17 protein-coding genes are annotated in these 18764 nt (G+C 40.3%); 2 read left to right on the top strand and 15 right to left on the bottom strand.

Annotated elements, in window-relative coordinates; all coding sequences use genetic code 11:
- Positions 1-69: 69 nt before the first annotated feature.
- The 10 genes from G6554_RS06135 to G6554_RS06090 all read right to left on the bottom strand — a co-directional run bounded on the left by G6554_RS06135 (position 70) and on the right by G6554_RS06090 (position 9900).
- Complete coding sequence (locus tag G6554_RS06135; RefSeq protein ID WP_166239807.1) at positions 70-846, bottom strand: TerC family protein; 777 nt, start codon at positions 844-846, stop codon at positions 70-72.
- 62 nt (positions 847-908) lie between these two features.
- Positions 909-1490: a TerD family protein gene (locus G6554_RS06130; protein ID WP_166239805.1), complete on the bottom strand. Its 582-nt coding sequence runs from the start codon at positions 1488-1490 to the stop codon at positions 909-911.
- 105 nt (positions 1491-1595) lie between these two features.
- Positions 1596-2189, bottom strand: a complete 594-nt coding sequence (locus G6554_RS06125) for a YpjP family protein (RefSeq protein ID WP_166239804.1) — start codon at positions 2187-2189, stop codon at positions 1596-1598.
- 177 nt (positions 2190-2366) lie between these two features.
- A complete protein-coding gene (locus G6554_RS06120) occupies positions 2367-2804 on the bottom strand; it encodes a BrxA/BrxB family bacilliredoxin (protein ID WP_166239803.1) in 438 nt (145 codons plus the stop codon).
- Positions 2805-2860: 56 nt separating this feature from the next.
- Positions 2861-3994 carry a virulence factor gene (locus G6554_RS06115; protein ID WP_166240078.1) on the bottom strand — a complete coding sequence of 378 codons (1134 nt, stop codon included), beginning with the start codon at positions 3992-3994 and terminating at the stop codon, positions 2861-2863.
- Positions 3995-4078: 84 nt separating this feature from the next.
- Positions 4079-5962, bottom strand: a complete 1884-nt coding sequence (locus tag G6554_RS06110) for an ABC-F family ATP-binding cassette domain-containing protein (protein WP_166239802.1) — start codon at positions 5960-5962, stop codon at positions 4079-4081.
- Positions 5959-6609, bottom strand: a complete 651-nt coding sequence (locus G6554_RS06105) for an HD domain-containing protein (protein WP_166239801.1) — start codon at positions 6607-6609, stop codon at positions 5959-5961. The genes G6554_RS06110 and G6554_RS06105 overlap by 4 nt, the downstream gene beginning before the upstream one ends.
- A gap of 92 nt (positions 6610-6701) precedes the next feature.
- Positions 6702-7550, bottom strand: a complete 849-nt coding sequence (locus tag G6554_RS06100) for a DegV family protein (RefSeq protein ID WP_166239800.1) — start codon at positions 7548-7550, stop codon at positions 6702-6704.
- A gap of 120 nt (positions 7551-7670) precedes the next feature.
- Complete coding sequence (locus G6554_RS06095) at positions 7671-8201, bottom strand: hypothetical protein (protein WP_166239799.1); 531 nt, start codon at positions 8199-8201, stop codon at positions 7671-7673.
- Between the two features lie 16 nt (positions 8202-8217).
- Positions 8218-9900 carry a formate--tetrahydrofolate ligase gene (locus tag G6554_RS06090; RefSeq protein WP_242637693.1) on the bottom strand — a complete coding sequence of 561 codons (1683 nt, stop codon included), beginning with the start codon at positions 9898-9900 and terminating at the stop codon, positions 8218-8220.
- Positions 9901-10057: 157 nt separating this feature from the next.
- Between G6554_RS06090 and metA the strand changes: the two genes are divergently transcribed.
- Together metA and G6554_RS06080 are read left to right on the top strand one after the other, a co-directional pair.
- Positions 10058-10966 (top strand): homoserine O-acetyltransferase MetA, encoded by a 909-nt coding sequence (gene metA / locus G6554_RS06085; RefSeq protein ID WP_166239797.1) that lies wholly within the window; start codon positions 10058-10060, stop codon positions 10964-10966.
- A 107-nt stretch (positions 10967-11073) separates the two neighbouring features.
- On the top strand, positions 11074-11286 hold the full coding sequence (locus G6554_RS06080) for a DUF3892 domain-containing protein (protein WP_374049571.1): 213 nt from the start codon (positions 11074-11076) through the stop codon (positions 11284-11286).
- A gap of 238 nt (positions 11287-11524) precedes the next feature.
- Here the strand turns inward: G6554_RS06080 and mntR are convergent, their stop codons facing one another.
- From mntR to cydB, 5 genes are all read right to left on the bottom strand, one after another.
- On the bottom strand, positions 11525-11947 hold the full coding sequence (mntR, locus tag G6554_RS06075) for a transcriptional regulator MntR (RefSeq protein ID WP_166239795.1): 423 nt from the start codon (positions 11945-11947) through the stop codon (positions 11525-11527).
- A 94-nt stretch (positions 11948-12041) separates the two neighbouring features.
- Positions 12042-14210 carry a DNA topoisomerase III gene (locus tag G6554_RS06070; RefSeq protein WP_166239794.1) on the bottom strand — a complete coding sequence of 723 codons (2169 nt, stop codon included), beginning with the start codon at positions 14208-14210 and terminating at the stop codon, positions 12042-12044.
- A gap of 94 nt (positions 14211-14304) precedes the next feature.
- Positions 14305-16035, bottom strand: coding sequence for a thiol reductant ABC exporter subunit CydC (gene cydC / locus G6554_RS06065; RefSeq protein ID WP_166239793.1), 1731 nt, complete (start codon positions 16033-16035; stop codon positions 14305-14307).
- The gene (gene cydD, locus G6554_RS06060) at positions 16032-17750 is read right to left on the bottom strand and encodes a thiol reductant ABC exporter subunit CydD (RefSeq protein ID WP_166239792.1); all 1719 of its coding nucleotides are present in this window, start codon (positions 17748-17750) and stop codon (positions 16032-16034) included. Before cydD ends, cydC begins: the two co-directional genes overlap by 4 nt.
- Positions 17750-18763 (bottom strand): cytochrome d ubiquinol oxidase subunit II, encoded by a 1014-nt coding sequence (cydB, locus tag G6554_RS06055; RefSeq protein ID WP_166239791.1) that lies wholly within the window; start codon positions 18761-18763, stop codon positions 17750-17752. Before cydB ends, cydD begins: the two co-directional genes overlap by 1 nt.
- Position 18764 lies beyond the last annotated feature (1 nt).

Genomic DNA, 18764 nt, shown 5'->3' with positions numbered 1-18764 from the left:
TTTTCTCCTCTTCGAAAGGTAAAAAATAGAGGAGACGGACTCTCGTCAGCTCCTCATTTTTAAACATGATTAATTGGTTTCCTTACTGCCTTCCTTTTTCTTATTCATAAAGTGAACAACAAAAGTAGCTGCGAAGGTTACTAATAGAATGATAAAGAATATCACATGCCCCATATCAATTCCTACTACGGCAAGAAGCATTTTCAAAGCGATAATAAGGATTAAAATATAGGCTGTTGTCTCCAGCTCAGGCACGCGGTCTATCAATGTTAAGAATACACCTGCAATACCACGCATCATCAGCACACCAAGCATACCACCAATTAATAATACCCAAACCTGTTCACTTACACCAAATGCTGCAAGAACACTATCAACAGAGAAGGCAATATCCATTAATTCAACAGCTGCCACTGTACCCCAGAAGGTTCCAAATAAGCGAATCAGCAATCCGGTTTGGTTCATGCCCTCCGCTTCATCATCCTCATCATTCTCAGCTGCTTTTTTCTTATCTATGAAATACTTGATGGACAACCAAGCGAGGTACCCTGCCCCCAATATTTTCACCCACCAAAGTTTGATGAGTAAAACACCAATCCCAATCGCAATAAAGCGGAAAATATAGGCGCCCAACAGGCCGTAGAAAAGGGCTTTCTTCCGCCTTTCTGATGGCAAATGTTTAACCATGACCGCTAAGACCAGCGCATTATCGGCAGAAAGAAGACCTTCCAGTATGACTAAGGTGCCAATCAGACCCCAGCTGACCGGATTAGTTAACACTTCGCCCCACATTTCCCAGTTAAAGAATTGGGCATAGGTGTCTAAAATATGTTGTAAAACCGACATTAAGTGTATTCCTCCATTTTTTTAAAAAGACCCTTTTGGCCAGGTCTTTCCTTTTCTACTTATTAAGCAATCGATAAACCAAAGTCTGTTGCTAATGCAGCTAATCCACCTTGGTAACCGCTGCCGATTGCACTAAATTTCCATTCACCATTATGGCGATATAGTTCACCAACAACAATTGCTGTTTCAATCGAGAAGTCTTCTCCCAGGTCATAACGAATAAGCTCTTCACCTGTAGCATCGTTAAAAATACGAGCATATGCATTGCTGACTTGTCCAAAGTTCTGATTTCTAGTGTCAGCCTCATGGATTGTAATCGTAAATGCAATACGCTGAACGTTTGCTGGAATCGCAGTAAGATTAATTTTTACTTGTTCGTCATCACCGTCACCTGCTCCCGTGCGATTGTCTCCGGTATGTACTACAGCGCCGCCTGCTCCTTGTGGATTATTGTAAAAAATAAAATCCGCTTCGCTCGAAACTTTTCCGCTTTCGCCTAAAAGGAATACGGATGAATCTAAGTCAAAATCGTTTCCTCCATCATATTTATTCGTGTCCCAGCCAAGTCCAACCACAACACTCGTAAGTCCTGGATTTGTTTTTGTTAAATCTACTTTTTGTCCTTTTGATAAACTTACTGCCATTTTTTCATTCCTCCATTTTTGGTAATAGTTTATTTACGAGCTTCTCTTAAAAAGGTTTCATTTTATTATAATTAAATATTTCCTCGCCCATTCACGAACACAAAACTAACTCATCCATTTAGGCGGTGTATTTTTAGCCCAATAAATGGTTCCCAGATCATGGTGACTTTGGAAATCATCATGGTAGGTATGGTAATGAAAATTAAACCAATATCCTTCTTTTGGCGGATTATCTCTTCTAACATGGAAACGTAATATATCTTTTCCTTCTTCGCTATTTTTAATATTAAAAATTTTCTCAGAGAGTCCCGCACTCGGTTGCTCTGTAATTGTTAGATTTTTCAAATCCTCTTCCGGAAATTGAGATGCTGTTTCAACCAGTGCCTCTTCGATATTTGGCAGGATTATTTCACGGAATTCATTTTCAATCATAGGCTTAATACGTGTACCGAACTTTTGATAGGATTGAATTTCAGCCTGCTTTATTAGTTCTTCCATAAACGCTTCTCTGTTAAACTCTGATTCTTCGAAAAATCGATTCTTTTGCGTGAAACTATTTTCCACCGCCGGAGCCTCAAAGACATCCCGATCCTGAAGATTCTCGGCGTTTACTGAGTTCATTAATTGTGTTGGTGTAACTAAGCCGAAGGTTAAAATGGAAATCAATACAAACAGTGGTTTCCGAAGCCACTTATTCATCACAACATCACACCTTTTTCTAGCGAAAGATACAATTTAATGTTTCTTACAAAATATTATACTTCTTTTTTTGAAAAAATGGAAAAATCAGTTTGAACTATTTTCAAAATATTTCATTCACTACTACAAGGTTCTATGCAAAAAAATCTCAAAAAAAAAGGACGTCAGATGACATCCTCATTCGCAATGAGCTTCAAATGCTCTCATTAAATTTTGCATAACTGCTTCCATTGGCATTCCCTCGATATCGTGGCGGGGAATAAAATGGACGACCTTTTTATCCTTTACTAGTGCCATCGATGGCGATGAAGGTTCAATTCCATCAAAATACTCGCGCATTTTCGCAGTCGCTTCTTTATCCTGGCCGGCGAAAACAGTTACTAAACGTTCCGGCTTTTTCTCACTATTTAACACTGCTTGTGTCGCAGCGGGGCGTGCCAATCCAGCGGCACAACCGCAAACAGAATTCACAACTACAAGTGCTGTTCCGTTTGTCTGATCCATAAAATTCTCTACTTCTTCTGCTGTTGCCAGCTCCTCAAATCCTGCCTTTGTTAGCTCTTCACGCATCGGCAGCACCATTTGTTTCATATATTCTTCATAGGCATTTGACATGTAAGATCACTCCATTTCTCTTTTTTAGAATACAATACGATTGGGTAATGACAAAATTACTTGTCTAATTTTCTTACTTCGGTCATTTGTTTCCAGACAGAACCCTTTGCTTCCTCGCCGCCTTCAATTCTTTCAATCGCCATTTTGATTTGCATGCTCACTTCAAATTCAGGATCATTTTCCGCCGCTTTTAATGCTGGTAAGGACGCCTGATCTCCTACCTCGTATAAAAACATGGCTGCCCGCCAGCGTACCAATTTGCTGGAATCCTGCAATGCCTTTGTCATTTCGAGGGCTGCTTCCGGAAAACCTAAATCGGATAAGCAATCGCCCGCGGTTCTCCTCACAGTTACGGTTTTATCCTTCAATGCTCGATATAACAGGGGCAATACTTCCTGTTCTTTGATCATACCCAAATAGACTGTAGCCAGTCTGCGAATGGATGGCTTCACATCTGATAATGCTTTTTCAAGAGCAGGTAAATCTTCAAGCTCAGGATCCTCCATTTGCTCGAGCAGCTGGTAGCGAATCTGCCAGTCTTGATTTTCGAGATCGGCGCTCGTTACTTTTTTACGAACTCTTTTCGGTTTTGGAGCAGAAGCTGAATCGCTCGTTTGCGCTTTTGTTACAAGTGCCTCTAGACGTTCACTTGGATAGGCTGCAATTAATTCCTCGACAACCTCTTGGCCAATTTGTTCAAACTCACCATAGCGGACACCTTGATTTTGCCATTTTCTTAATAAAATATAGTTGTCTTCGGGAAGCTGTGCACGCTCCCTTGCCTTTAAAAAGTATTCCGGCATGCCAAATCTGCGTTCCGTTGAGCTATCTGTCAGTTTCACTTGTAGGGGAATTTCCTTAAACATTTGGATTTCTACCTTTATCTCACCAAAATGTTCATCCACCATTTTAGATGAAGCAGCTTCATCCACTTTTTCTCCAAATGCCTTACGAACCTGGGGCAATAGGTCCTTCCAGTCATATTTTGCATTCCTTTCCACAGCCAGAAAATCTGCTACATGGTATACCCCTTTTATTCCATCAATTTGTAAAATAGACTGTATAATTGCAGGGGCATCCACAGCTGTTTCTTTCTTATAATTATGACTTTTCCCCATTGGCAGCTCTTGATCTAAATTTATTTTCATGGTATTCGGACTTGGCGTTGGTTCTATTGCCTTAATTATCACCATAATCACCTTATTCTTATGTTTTCTTTTACAAGTTTATCATATTGGTAAAGGTACCTTCATTTGATATGCTTTACTAAGTCTTTAATCAGCAATCTCCGCAAGATATGACCAACGCTCGATTAATTGTTCGAGCCTTTCGTTCAAGGCTGTTTCTTGTTTCATTAATTCCTGCGCCTTTGTAAAATCACTGCCAACTCTTCCTAGTTCTTCCGATACCGCTTCAAGGCTGGCCTCCGTCGCTGCAATTACATCGTCAATCTCTTCCCATTCCTTTTGCTCTTTAAAGCTCAGCTTTTTCTTCTTTTCCTTTTCGGGAGCTTTGTAAGAGGAAGTAGGTTTTGTGACAGGCTTTTGCGCCGCTATGGCTATTTCTTTTTCAAGGTGTTCGCTGTAATTCCCATAAAAAGGATCGATTATACCTTCTCCACGTAAAATCAACAGCTGTTCGGCCACTTTATCAAGGAAATAACGGTCATGCGAAACGGTGATAACTACCCCCGGGAATTCTTCCAGATAGTCCTCTAGTACCGTCAATGTTTGGGTATCAAGGTCATTTGTCGGTTCATCCAATAAGAGGACATTTGGTGCAGACATTAACAGTTTTAACAAGTAAAGACGTCGCTTTTCTCCTCCCGAAAGTTTGCGAATGGGCGTCCCATGTGTAAACGGAGGGAAAAGAAAACGCTCAAGCATTTGCGCTGCGGAAATGGTCTTACCATCCGAGGTTTCAACAATCTCAGCGGTTTCCTTAATATATTCTATCATTCGCTTATTCTCATCCATATCTTCGCTTTCCTGCGTATAATAAGCAATTTTAACGGTTTGTCCCATAACGAATTCGCCTTCATCAAGCGGAATTTTCTTTGCAAGGATATTTAATAATGTTGACTTTCCGGCACCATTCCTGCCAATAATCCCAATCCTGTCCCCTGGCTTAACTAGTAAATCAAAATGATGTAGAATGACTTTTTCCTCATAGCGCTTAGAAGCATCTTTCAATTCAAAAACCTGTTTCCCGAGCCTGCTGCCATTTAATGAAATATCCAATTTTTCTCCGGATGACTTCCCGCCTGCAATCTTGTCATCCAACTCTTCAAAGCGCTGGATTCGCGCCTTTTGTTTCGTGCTTCTAGCCTGTGCACCGCGCCGCATCCACTCTAGCTCCTTGCGGAAAAGGTTTTTTCTTTTTTCGAATGTGGCCGCTTCATTTTCCTCACGAATTGCCTTTGCTTCTAAAAAGTCCGCATAGTTTCCTTTGTAACTATAAAGATTGCCGCTGTCCAATTCAAACATACGGTTGGCTACCCGGTCTAAAAAGTAGCGGTCATGGGTAACAAGCAAAATGGAGCCTTTATATTTACTTAAAAAGTCTTCGAGCCACTTGACTGAATCAAAATCGAGATGGTTCGTCGGTTCGTCTAAGATGAGTAAATCCGGCTCGGCTATTAATACTTGTGCAAGTGCCACCCGCTTTTTTTGCCCCCCTGAGAGCTCACCAATTTTTTTGGAGAAATCCTCAATCCCTAATTTCATTAAAATAGTCTTGGCATTCGTACTGGCATTCCAGGCATTTAATGCATCCATTTGTTTTTGCAATTGAAAAAGTTCCTCTTGAATCTTCACATCGTTAGGAGACTCATTTAGGTTTAGTAATGTCTTTTCGTAATGACGCATTAATTTTAATATGGGCGCTTCCCCATGAAAAACTTGTTCTAATACAGTCTTATCTTCATCTAACTCTGGTCTTTGATCTAAAAATGAAATCGAATAATCTTTACCGGTGATGATTTTTCCTTCGTCCGGCGCATCCTGGCCGGCAATAATTTTTAATAAAGAAGATTTACCAGTCCCATTGATTCCAATTAAGCCTACACGCTCTTTTTCACTAATCGTAAAGGAAATTTCATTAAAAAGCTGTTTCTCCCCATATGTTTTTGACACATTTTCCACCGAGATCATTTTCATAAGTCCTGTCCATCCCATTCTTGATAAAATTGTTCTAAAAATTCAGCCATCATCTGTTGCCGGCTCACTGCCAGTTTTTTTGCAGTTTTTGTGTTCATTAGGTCCTTTAATTTCAACAGTTTTTCATAGAAATGATGAATGCTGGTTGACTTTCCTTTGCGATATTCTTCTACTGTCATTTCTTCTCTGACAGCGATGAAAGGATCATAGATCGGCTGTCCTTTTTTACCGCCATAGGCAAATGCCCTGGCAATGCCAATCGCCCCTATCGCATCTAGTCGGTCAGCATCCTGGACAATTTTTGCTTCCACCGATAGAAGCGCCGTTCTTCTGCCGCCTTTATATGAAATCGATTCGATAATTTCTGTAATATGGTTCCTGTCCTTTTCCGGGAGGGCAATTGTCTGGAAATACGAAGATAATTTCGCCCGCCCTGCTGCAACACTTTCGTTTAATTTTTCATCCGGAATATCATGAAGAAGGGCTGCTATTTCAATTATAAACGGGTCTCCCGTCATTTCTTTTTTACAAATATGTAGAGCATTTCTGCGGACACGGTCGACATGATACCAATCATGACCGGTTGCATCCTCCCCTAATTCGCTTCGGACAAATTTTTCTGTAGTTACTATTAATTCATTTTTCAATTGTAAACACCTGCTCTCATCCTTGCTATTTTATCATAAAATAGCAAATCCGCGGAATCATCATTGAATTCCGCGGAATCTACTATCGTATATTAGCTAAATCCATTAAACCAGCTGATCCCAAGAGTGTTCTCACCGGCGTGCACACCGATTACCGCTCCTAGTGGACAACAGATGATTCGAACTAGCGGGAATTGTTCCTTCAGTTCCACTTGCCAATCCTCCGCATGTTCTTCATGCAACCCATACAAGATATACACTTCTTTAAACTGATATTTTTCATAGGCTATACGGAAGTAATCGAGTATTTTTTCTTTGGCCTTTTTCTCCCCTCTAACCTTTTCCTTTACCTCTAGTGCTCCCGCAACAATTGAAATGATCGGTTTCACGTTTAACATACTGCCAAGGAAAAATTGCAGCCCGGACATCCTGCCGCCGCGGTGGAGCTGCTCCAAACTGCCAACCAAAACATAGGTTTCATTCGTATCCCTTATTTGTTCCAGCTCTTCTATTATCCATTCAACACCATGGCCCATGGCTAGTAACTCCATTCCCTTTTTCAGTAATGCCGACATCGGATAGGTAAGAATTTGCGAATCAAAAGTTATGACAGGAATGTCGACGAGCTTTGCTGCCTGCATACTTGAAGATACCGTACCGCTTAGTTTCCCTGAAATGAGAACAGTGATAATTTGGTCGTAATCTTTCGCAAGTCTTTCAAATAATGTTTGAAATGCGCCAACAGAGGGCTGTGAAGTCAAAGGTGGATTTTTTAATTGTTTTAATCGCTCAAATAACTGGTTTGGTGTTAAGTCAATCCCATCAGAAAACTCCACATCATCAAGCAAAACCGTTAAGGGAATCGTATATAAATCAGGATGATTCTTAAGTTCATCATCTAAAAATGCTGTACTATCGGTAACCCAGGCTGTTTTAATCACTGACATCTCCCCCTCTTTAGTATGTGGTCTCAATATCTAGTCACTATCATCGTACCCCTTATTTTAAATATTGTAAATATTAAATCATGCAGAAATAAAACCAGCTAATAAAAGCTGGCTTTACTCCATTTGCACAAAAATATGCAGGTATAACTGTTCTAAGCTTATCTTCATGAAATTGACCATTTCATCCAAGTCATCTAATTGATCTTCTGTAATTAATCGGTCAAATTCCACTTTCATAATGATAGATTTTGTCTTTTTCATTTCTAATGGATGTTGAATGACTGAAAAAGAAATTTTTCTATCTGTCCCCCATGTATCCTGGAGAACCCCTTTTATGGTTTGATAATCAATCTCCTGGACGCGTTCCAGTGAAAACTCGAGCCCCACAAAACAACCGGCATGTTGCTCTTGTAATCCAAATGGCAGAAGTTCCGCAGCCAAATTAGCAAGTCTTGATTCCATTTCAAATTTTGCCATGACAGGACGATTAGGTAATTGAAAAGACACATCAAACTGACGGGACATTTTAGCCATATTGATAACATCATTACGATCTGTGATAACGATTTCGCCGCCTATGTCCTTATCATAAAGCGCCCCTTCGATAACCACCTTCATATTATCGAAGGCTGTTGGATCAAACATCTGTACCTCTACTCCTTTAGAAAAGTCCTACAGCATTTCCGTTTTCATCCACATCCATATTTAAGGCAGCAGGTTTTTTAGGAAGTCCCGGCATGGTCATGACTTCGCCTGTTAAAGCAACAATAAAACCAGCCCCAATCGATGGTTTAAATTCCCTTATTGTCACGGTGAAATCCGTGGGTCTGCCGAGCTTTGTTGGATCATCCGATAAGGAATACTGGGATTTCGCCATACAAATAGCCAAATTAGACCAGCCAAACTTTTCAAACTCAATTAATTGTTTTTTAGCCTTTGGTGAAAACTCGACATCCTTCCCGCCATATACCTTCTGCACAATCGTTTGAATCTTTTGTTCAAGTGAATCAGATAAGTCATACAACGGATGGAAATTATTTTCTTCCTTATTGATTACTTCCAAAAGCTTATTTGCAAGCTCAATGCCGCCTAAACCGCCTTTTTCCCAAACTTCCGTTAAGGCAACAACCACATTCTCTCTGTGACACCACTCTAATAATGTCTGCACTTCTAAATCGGTATCACTGATAAATTTATTGATGGCAACGACAACTGGCAGGCCAAAGCTTCTAACTGTTTCAATATGCTTTTGAAGATTAGCAAATCCTAGTGTAAGTGAAGGAATGTTTTCTTTGGCTAACTCTGTTTTCGGAACACCTCCATGCATTTTCAAGGCTCGTATGGTTGCAACGACGATGACTGCCTCCGGTTTAATCCCAGCACTTCTCGCTTTTATATGTAAAAACTTTTCAGCCCCCAAATCCGCCCCAAAGCCTCCTTCGGTGATGACATAGTCAGCTAATTTAGCTGCTGCCGTAGTGGCAATCACACTGTTGCAGCCATGAGCAATATTAGCAAATGGTCCACCATGAATGAGTGCCGGGGTATGTTCAATTGTTTGGACAAGATTTGGTTTAACTGCCTCTTTTAATAATAATGTCAAGGCTCCTTCAACCCCAAGATCGCCTACTGTAACAGGTTCCTTATTCACATTATAGGCTACGACCATCCGCGCCAGTCGCAATTTTAAATCTTTTAAATCAGTTGCTAAACATAATACAGCCATGATTTCCGATGCGACCGTAATATCAAAGCCGTCTTCTCTTGGGACACCTTGAAGCGGGCCTCCAAGACCTATTATCACCTTTCTTAAGGCACGATCATTTAAATCGACAGCCCGTTTCCAGACGATACGGCGCTGGTCAATGTGCAGTTCATTCCCCTGCTGGAGATGATTATCAATTAAGGCAGCAAGGGCATTGTTTGCAGTCGTAATCGCATGAAGGTCTCCAGTGAAGTGAAGGTTTATGTCCTCCATTGGCAATACTTGTGAATAGCCGCCGCCGGTTGCTCCTCCTTTAATCCCCATTGTCGGACCTAACGAAGGTTCACGCATCGCAATCATTGCTTTTTTGCCGATATGATTTAAGGCATCCGCCAGTCCAACAGTAACCGTTGATTTTCCTTCACCCGCAGGCGTAGGATTAATCGAGGTAACAAGAATTACTTTCCCACTTTCCTTTGTCTTCATTTTACTAAGTGCTTCCGTGGAAATTTTCGCTTTGAATTTCCCGTAAAGCTCGAGATCGTCCTCCGTTAAACCAACTTTTTCTGCAATTTCTACGATTGGTTTCATTGTTGACGCTTGTGCAATTTCAATGTCTGATTTCACTGATGTCTTCATAGCCACATTAATCCCCCACATTCAGCATTAATAATTCACCTACTTTTACATTGTATCAAAAAAGCGCTTTCATTCCGATTATTAATTATGAACAAATTATTATCTTTTCTGAATTTATAATAATGTTTATAATAGATTAAAAAAGGGGGAGGATCACTTGCCAATTAACATTCCAAAACTTTTACCTGCGAGAGAGGTTCTTGAACAGGAAAATATTTTCATCATGGACAATGAACGGGCAACCAGCCAGGATATCAGGCCTTTAAATATACTGATTTTGAATTTAATGCCTGAAAAAGAGAAAGCGGAAACCCAACTATTACGATTATTGGGAAATTCACCATTACAGGTAAATGTCAATTTTTTAAAAACAAAATCCTATGAATCTACTCATACGAGTAAACAGCATTTAGAGCAGTTTTATACAACCTTTCCGGAAATAAAAAATCAGAAGTATGACGGGATGATCATTACCGGTGCCCCTGTGGAACTATTGGAATTCGATCAAGTTAAATATTGGGGCGAATTAACCGAAATTATGGATTGGGCCGATCACAATGTCATCTCAACTTTACATATTTGCTGGGGGGCACAGGCGGCACTTTACTACCATTATGATATCGGAAAATTCGAGTTGAAGCGAAAATGTTCCGGTATATACGCCCACCGGATTTTCGAACAAAATGATATTTTATTACGGGGTTTTGACGACCATTTTTATGCACCACATTCTCGCTATACGGATGTATCGATTGAAGCGATTTTGAAAAACCCCGATTTAAAATTGTTGGCAGCCTCGGAAGATGCCGGCGCATTAATGATTGCTTCCCAGGATCGCAAGCACGTGATGATTACCGGCCATTTGGAATATGAATCTGATTCACTGGCCCAAGAATATGAAAGAGACTTACAAAAGGGTCTCGAAATCCATATGCCAGAAAATTATTTTCCTAACAACGACCCAACCCAGCCCCCCATTAATCGCTGGCGTTCCCATGGACATCTCTTCTTTTCAAACTGGCTCAATTATTATGTCTACCAAGAAACCCCTTATACTTGGGTATGAAAAAAAGCATCGGATCCACCCGATGTTTTTTTGATGCCAATGATCATCTTCCTAGTTTATTATTTATGCAATTTAGAAATAATACAAATAAAAAAGGGGGAATGGCATTGGAGACAATCACTGCAGTCCATCGCAATCATTTCGGAGATATTATTAGTTTTGTTACTTCCGGCGGGCGGGTTATTTCGTACCGCAAGGCTTTATACGAAGCGGAAAATGGCCACATCCAAGGAGTACAGACCACCCTTGATACAGACGGAAACATGGCCTTAATGCCGGAACCTGACCAATCTTTTGACCAATATCCGAATTTATTTTAAAGAGCACCTAGTCGCCCTAGGTGCTCTTTTAAGATACAATAGAATAAAATTTTCAACTTTGAGAATTGTCCAGCTTCAGTGCCCTAGCGGCTAGTGTCCTTCGCTCTCCGTGTTTCCTTTATCTCAGTTGGAGTGCTCCATAAGGAAAGCTTCGGCAGCATTGGCATCGCACGAAGAAAAAGCGTTAACTTTTTCGAGGAGGCCATACGCCGTGACCAGGGCACTTGCGCTTTTCTTTTCATTCTTGTTCATTTTGTTTTTGAATTTCTTTCAAAACCGCTACTCTGTTCTCGTCTTCTTCAAAAAACTGAACAAGGTCACCAATGCGATCGATGGAATCCCAGCTTAAATGATGTTCAATTCCCTCGACATCATTATAAATATTTTCCTGTTTAACGCCAATAATTTTTAAAAATTGCTCTAACAAATCATGCCGAAAGACGAGACGCTTCCCGATCTTCTTCCCTTTCGTTGTTAGCACAAGTCCTCTATATTTTTCGTAGACCAAATACTCATCTTTATCCAGTTTTTGCACCATTTTCGTTACTGAGGAGGGATGGACAGACAGTGCTTCGGCGATATCTGATACCCGAGCGTATCCTTTTTCTTCAATCAAAATATAGATTTGTTCAATATAATCTTCCATACTAGGTGTTGGCATCCCGAAACCTCCAAAAAATTACTCCATTCAAAGTTTACTATAGATAAAAATGAGTGACAAGGCTCTTTATCACTTATTTAAAAACAACTAGTAGTTATTTTGCTGCTGTTTCTTCAAATAAGAACTTTACTCTTTTTTCCTTCTCATCAAGGAAAAGCCTAGCATTAAAGGTTTTGTCCTTATTGGTAAAGCCTTCAATCAACTCCGTTTTCCCCTCTGTAAGCAGTAGTTTCACATTTTTTTGAGTAATATTCTTACCGAGGATTTGTTTGGAAATCGTAAAATTGCATTGATTATTTTTATAATTACTACAGCCATAAAAGCTGCCTTTATCCACAATGGCCCCATCACATTTTTTACATGGGCCTAGCTTTGTCATTGTTTTTTTTCTAGTATATTGTTTTCCGGGAATGAAGTTTTCGGTAACTTCATCAGAAAATGACCAGCTGCCAGACTTATCAACGCTAGAAGAGATTAAATGAACAACCATCTTTTTTGTTTGGTCCATAAAATGACCAGGTACCGCTGAACCCTCTGAGATTTCCTTCAATTTTTGTTCCCATTTTGCAGTCATTTCCGGTGAAGCAAGGATTTCCGTTCCAATCGCTTCAATTAATATTTTGGCTTTTGCGGTTGCATAAACAATATTCTTTTTCACTTCAATGTATAGGCGGTCCTTAAGCATTGTGATTATACCAGCCCGTGTGGCTTCAGTACCAAGACCTTCCGTTCTTGTTAAGACCTTCTCAAGCTCTTTATCATCTATATGCTTGCCGGCTGTTTTCATTAATGTGATTAGTTGCCCTTCGGTATATCGCTTAGGCGGCTGCGTCTGACTTTCTTTTATGTCAACTTTCACTGTTTTCCCTTGCTCTCCCTTTGTGAAGGAAGGAAGCTCTGGTTCATCCTCACGTTCTTTTTGGTTCAGAACCTTTCTCCAGCCCTCTTCTAGTTGTACCTTACCCTTTGAGATAAAGGCTGCCCTGCCATCAACTAAAGTGGTAACAGTTGTATATTCTGAAACGGACTTATTGTAATGTGCAGCAATTAAACTTGTCACGATTAAATCATAGATTTGCCGTTCATCAGGACTTAATTTCGCGACATTTGGGATTTGTTCCGTTGGGATAATCGCATAGTGATCGGTTACCTTTTTTTCATTCACGTAGCGTTTATTATCCGCAATTGAAAGTATCGGTAATGGAAAAAAACTTGAATAGTCGTTTATATGACTGAGTTTATTTAGAATATCAGGAAAGGTATTGGCCTCTTCTTTCGTTACGTGCCGCGAATCGGAGCGGGGATAGGATACATTCCCTTTTTGATAGAGTTTTTGCAGGACATCCAGCGTTTTTTTGGGTGGGAATTTATAACGCCTATTTGCCTCGGCTTGTAGTGCGGATAAATTATAAAGTAAAGGTGGTAAAAATTCCTTTCTTTCGGAAAGCACTTCTGCCACTTCTGCCGGCTTATCGCGACAAAAGGCGGCCACTTTTTCTGCCATTTCCTTCGTCTTTACCCTGGTCTCGCCATCATTCTGCCACTTCCCACTATATTTCTTGCCATTGATTGCAAATTGAGCCATCACTTCCCAAAATGGCTCGGACTTAAAATTCTCAATTTCTAGTTCTCTTTTTACAATAAGCGCTAATGTCGGGGTCTGTACCCGGCCAACTGAAAACACATCGGAAAAGCCCTTTTTTTGCAGCAGCAAACTATAAAGCCTTGAACCGTTCATACCCACCACCCAGTCCGCACAGGCACGCGTATAGGCTTCGAAGTACAAACTTTTCGTCTCCTTTTCATCTAGTAATTTACTAAATCCTTCACGAATCGCATTAGGTGTTAAAGAGGAGGTCCAAAGCCGTTTCATTGGTTTTTTACAGTTGGTTAATCTTAGAATATTACGTATAATTAATTCGCCTTCACGTCCGGCATCCCCTGCATGGATAATTTCCGTAACCTCAGGGTTAGAAACCAATTTTTTAATAATAGCAAACTGTTTTGCTTTGTCTTTGGTTACTTCGTATTTGAAGTGCTCCGGAATAATCGGCAGATTGTCTAAAGACCATTTTTTCCAGCCTGGTTCATACTTTTCCGGAGCGACAAGCTGGCAAAGATGGCCGATGGCCCATGTAACATAAGCACCTTTCGTAAACATGTCATTAGGAAAAATCTCAATAAAGCCATTTTGTTTTTTATGTTTAAAAATAGAAGCTAACGTTGAACCTTGATCGGGTTTTTCAGCAATAATTAATTTCATCTTATTTGCTCCTTTTTCGTGCATCCCGGATTCATTTTCCCACTTCAAACCGTATTCGTAAAGACTAAAAATTAGGCAATTGTATTCTGCCGATTCAAAAAGATGGTCGATCTAATGTATATAGCAGGCGATATCTTGACTCATTCTTAAGTAATTGTTGGTGGGTTCCATCCATGACAATTTTCCCGTGGTCGAGGAACAGGATTCGATCCATTTTTTCAACACCAATTAAATGATGTGTCACCCATATAATCGTTTTACCTTCAAGGGTTGCAAAGATAGTATTAAGCAGACTTGTCTCTGTTATTGGATCAAGACCAACGGTTGGTTCATCTAATAAAACAATCGGAGTATTCTGCAATAGGATTCTTGCTAAGGCAATTCTTTGCCGCTCGCCCCCGGAGAAACGCTGACCTGTTTCCTGTATATTCGTTTCATACCCATCAGGCAATTTCGTTATCATCTCATTTAATTGCACCATCTCTGCAGCCTTATACACCTCTTCAACTGTCGCCGCTTGGTTACCAAGGCGGATATTATTAAGGACAGTTGTATTAAACAAGTACGCTTTTTGATTTAGTACTGCCATCATTTTTGCCATTAAGGGTTCCAGTTTATTTGCTGGTAGATCAATGATAGTCACTTCACCAGTTGTTGGAACGAGTGCTCCATAAATTAGTTTCAGCAGTGTTGATTTTCCCGAACCGCTGCGCCCAATAATCGCGATCTTCTCCCCCTGTTTAACATTTAACATAATGTTATCTAGTAGCTTTTTTCCCGAATAGCCAAATGTTACATGATGTAGGTCGATCGAAATGGACGATCCCGGTTGCAGCGGATGTGGCATTTCCGTAATCAATTCATGTAGAGACTCAGTGTTTTGAATAGAATCTAGACGCTTAAATGATTCTTGATAAATAGATGTTTCGCTGACTGCCTCGGCAATAGGTAAAAAGCTTTCCAGTAACGTTAACATGACGAGCCCAAAAGCAGCAATAAGTGTTGGCTGTACTTCACCATTTATTGTAAAGATTTTTGCCCAGTAAATAGTGATAACGACAATGAATCCAAGGATGGCATGATTCACCACATCACGCCAGTTTACAAAAGAAGCCTTTTCTTTTTCTATTTCAAGTAGTTTATCCTCCTGTTGTTCAAGCCTCATAATTAAGCCCGAATAATGGCCGCTAAAAATCCAGTCGCTTATACCAAATATAGCGTCGGTAAATTGACGGTATAATCGATTTCTTCCTCTTTTTAGGTGCTCGTTTTTTGCTCTGTTCAATACAAGAGAAAAAAATGGCACCACAAAAATTAACAACCCAATAAAAATGGCTAACATTATCGCAAAAGGCATCGAGAACAGCCCTGCACAAATAATCATTACCGTGTAGATGGTTAATGAAATAATCGCTGGGAACAATGTTTTTAAATAATAATCCTGTAAATGTTCAATATCATCTGCGAGGACACTTAGCATGTCACCCGTCTGAAACCGCGAGCGGATCAACAAGGCTTGGGGTTCAAGCGATTTATATAAGCTTACGCGCATTCTTGAAAGAATCTTCAAAATTAAATTATGACCTATCAATTTCTCTACATAGCTTAGTACCGCTCGTCCAATTCCAAAAGTGCGAACCCCAACAATAGGCACATACACCATTAAAATCGATTCTGGTCGTGTCGCTGCTTTTGAAATAAGGTAGCCGGAGGTAAACATCAGCGCGGCTCCAAAAAGGATGGTTAAAGAACCCAGTAAAATCACAGAGAGAAACGTCCAACGATACTTCCGTAAATAGGAGAAAATCCGATTATCTTTATTCATAAGACTCCCTCCATTTGTTGATGGACAAGCTGATAGTAGTGCCCCTTGCAGGCCATCAATTGTCCATGTGTACCCATTTCCACCAGCTGCCCATTATCAAGGACAAGAATTTGATCCATGTTGAGCATCCAGTGAAGCCGATGGGTTGAAAAGAATACTAGTTTTTCATTAAATAGCTGCAGCATTGTTGGTTTCAATTCAGCCTCAGTTTCTATATCCAAATGGGCGGTCGGTTCATCCAGTATAATGACGGGCCGATTCCCTAAAAAAGCACGTGCAAGAACAATTCGTTGTTCCTGCCCGCCGCTAAGTGTGCGGCCGCCATCACCAATGATGGTATCCATACCGTCTGGCAATTCCTCCATCAGATCGACTAAACCTGCATGCCTTGCAGCTAACTTCACCTCTTCCTTTGTGGCCCTCGGATGATAAAAGCGAATATTGTTTACAATCGTGTCATTAAAAATAAATGGATGCTGGGGAATATAGCTGATTTGCTTCTGCCATTCTTCAACAAATAGAGATGATAGCTGTACATCATTAAGGTGAAACTCGCCGGATGATGGGATTAAAAAACCACTTAAAATATCGATTAATGTTGACTTACCAGCACCGCTCCCCCCGATAATTCCAATTTTTTTCGCCCCATCAACGGTTAGATTTATCTCTTTTAAGGATGTCTGATTATTATCCTGATACTGTATATTTACCCCTTTGACTTTCAATGTACTTGTTGCACTCCAGCTTGGAACCTGAACTTGCATTAAATTCGGTGTTTGAGTGCTAAGGATTTCCCCTATCTTTTTTCCGGCATTTTTTCCGTCAAGAGTTGCATGGTAATTGGCACCAAGCTCCCTAATAGGTAAAAAATACTCCGGAGCTAGTATTAGCAGCGTTAACGCAATCTGCAGCTCGATCGTACCATTAATTAATCCCAGGCCTAAAAAGACAGCCACAGTCGCAATCGAGAGCATTGTAAAAAAATCCATAGCAAATGAGGACAAAAAGGCAATTTTCAATGTATCCATTACTGTCCGTCTATAGTTTTCACTGACTGTGTACATGTTGGTGATATGCGGTTTACTTAAACCTAGGTATTTAAGCGTTTCTAGACCTCTTAACGAATCAACAAAATGATTAGATAATAAATGATAGGATTCATATTGGCGATCGGCTTTCTTTTTTGCCGTGACTCCCAAGAGAATCATAAAGACGATTAGAATGGGCAGAGCGAGCAAAAGAATAATAGCTGAACGAATATTCACATAAAAGATGACAAGTAAAATAGTGGTTGGAATGATGGCTGTGTTAATTAATTTTATAAAATTGATCTCAAGATAGTGACGAAACTTTAGTAAGCCATCCATCACCAGGGTTATGGTCTGCCCTGAACCCTCTTCCTTCACAAAACGAGGCCCAAGATGAAATAACTTTTGTAGCAATTTTTCACGGAGTTCGTTACTTTTTACAGCAGCAAATTGGAAGGAAATAGTTCGTTTCCAAACAGCAATGAATCGGCGTAAAAGAAGGGCCAAAAGAAATCCTATTAATTTTTTTATCACATCACGAAACAAATCTCCCCCAAAAAGGGAGGAGATTGCATCTGCGAGGGCATAGGCCTGAACGATAATCATCGCGCCTTGAAATATAGTTAAGATGGCGATCCTTCCTGCTAGTAGTTTCATTTCTTTATAGTCGAACAATGTCTTATCCATTAGTACGTCAAGTGCTCCTTATCCGTCACCCTTCTCCGGAAAATATAATAACTCCAAATCGTATAGCCTAAAATAAATGGTAAAATGGTTAACGCTACAATGGTCATGATTTTCAAGGAGTAGGCCCCGCTTGACGCATTATAAACAGTTAAGTCAAATGCTTTATTAATGGAGCTGATCATCACCCTTGGAAACAGCCCGACAAAAATAGCCGAAACAGTTGCCGCTAAACCTATTCCCGACATAGCAAAGGCTAGGCCTTCCTGTTTTTTCGCAATAAAATACCAGGCCGAACCGTATGATAAGACAATTAAGACAACAAGTAACAACTCCGGAATCAGACGTACTTCAAAAATATCCGTCATCTCTACGGATAGGACGACAAAAATGACCAACGCTGCCAAAACGGCTAACACTACCTTTTGAGCCAATTTAGCCGAACGTTTCCTGATATCGCCTTCCGTTTTTAATGTCATGAAATTTAGGCCGTGGAGGAGACAAAGTAATGTAATGGTTAACCCTCCCCACAGGGAATAGACGTTAATAAAATCTGTAAATCCTGCCCGCATGTTCATATCACTCTGGATTGGCATTCCCTTTAACATACTTGTAAATAAAACACCGAGCAAAAAAGGCGGTAATAGGCTGCCAAAGAAAATGACCCAATCCCAGATATTAGTCCATTTTGGCTTGTCAATTTTTCGGCGAAATTCAAATGAAACGCCGCGGCCAATTAGGCAAAGAAGTACAGCTAATAGTGGTACATAATAGCCGCTAAACATGGTAGCATACCAATGTGGGAACGCTGCAAAAATAGCACCACCTCCGGTCAGCAGCCAAACTTCATTTGCATCCCAAAACGGGCCGATTGTATTGACCATTACAGTTCGCTCAGTTTGACTGCGGGCTAGAAACCGCGTTGCCATTCCCACACCAAAATCAAAACCCTCCAGAAAGAAAAAGCCAATGAACACAATACAGATTAAGAAAAACCATACTTCGCTCAATTCCATC

The sequence above is a fragment of the Bacillus sp. MM2020_4 genome, assembly GCF_011250555.1.
GTDB lineage: Bacteria > Bacillota > Bacilli > Bacillales > Cytobacillaceae > Neobacillus.
This window is presented reverse-complemented; position numbering and strand designations above follow the sequence as displayed.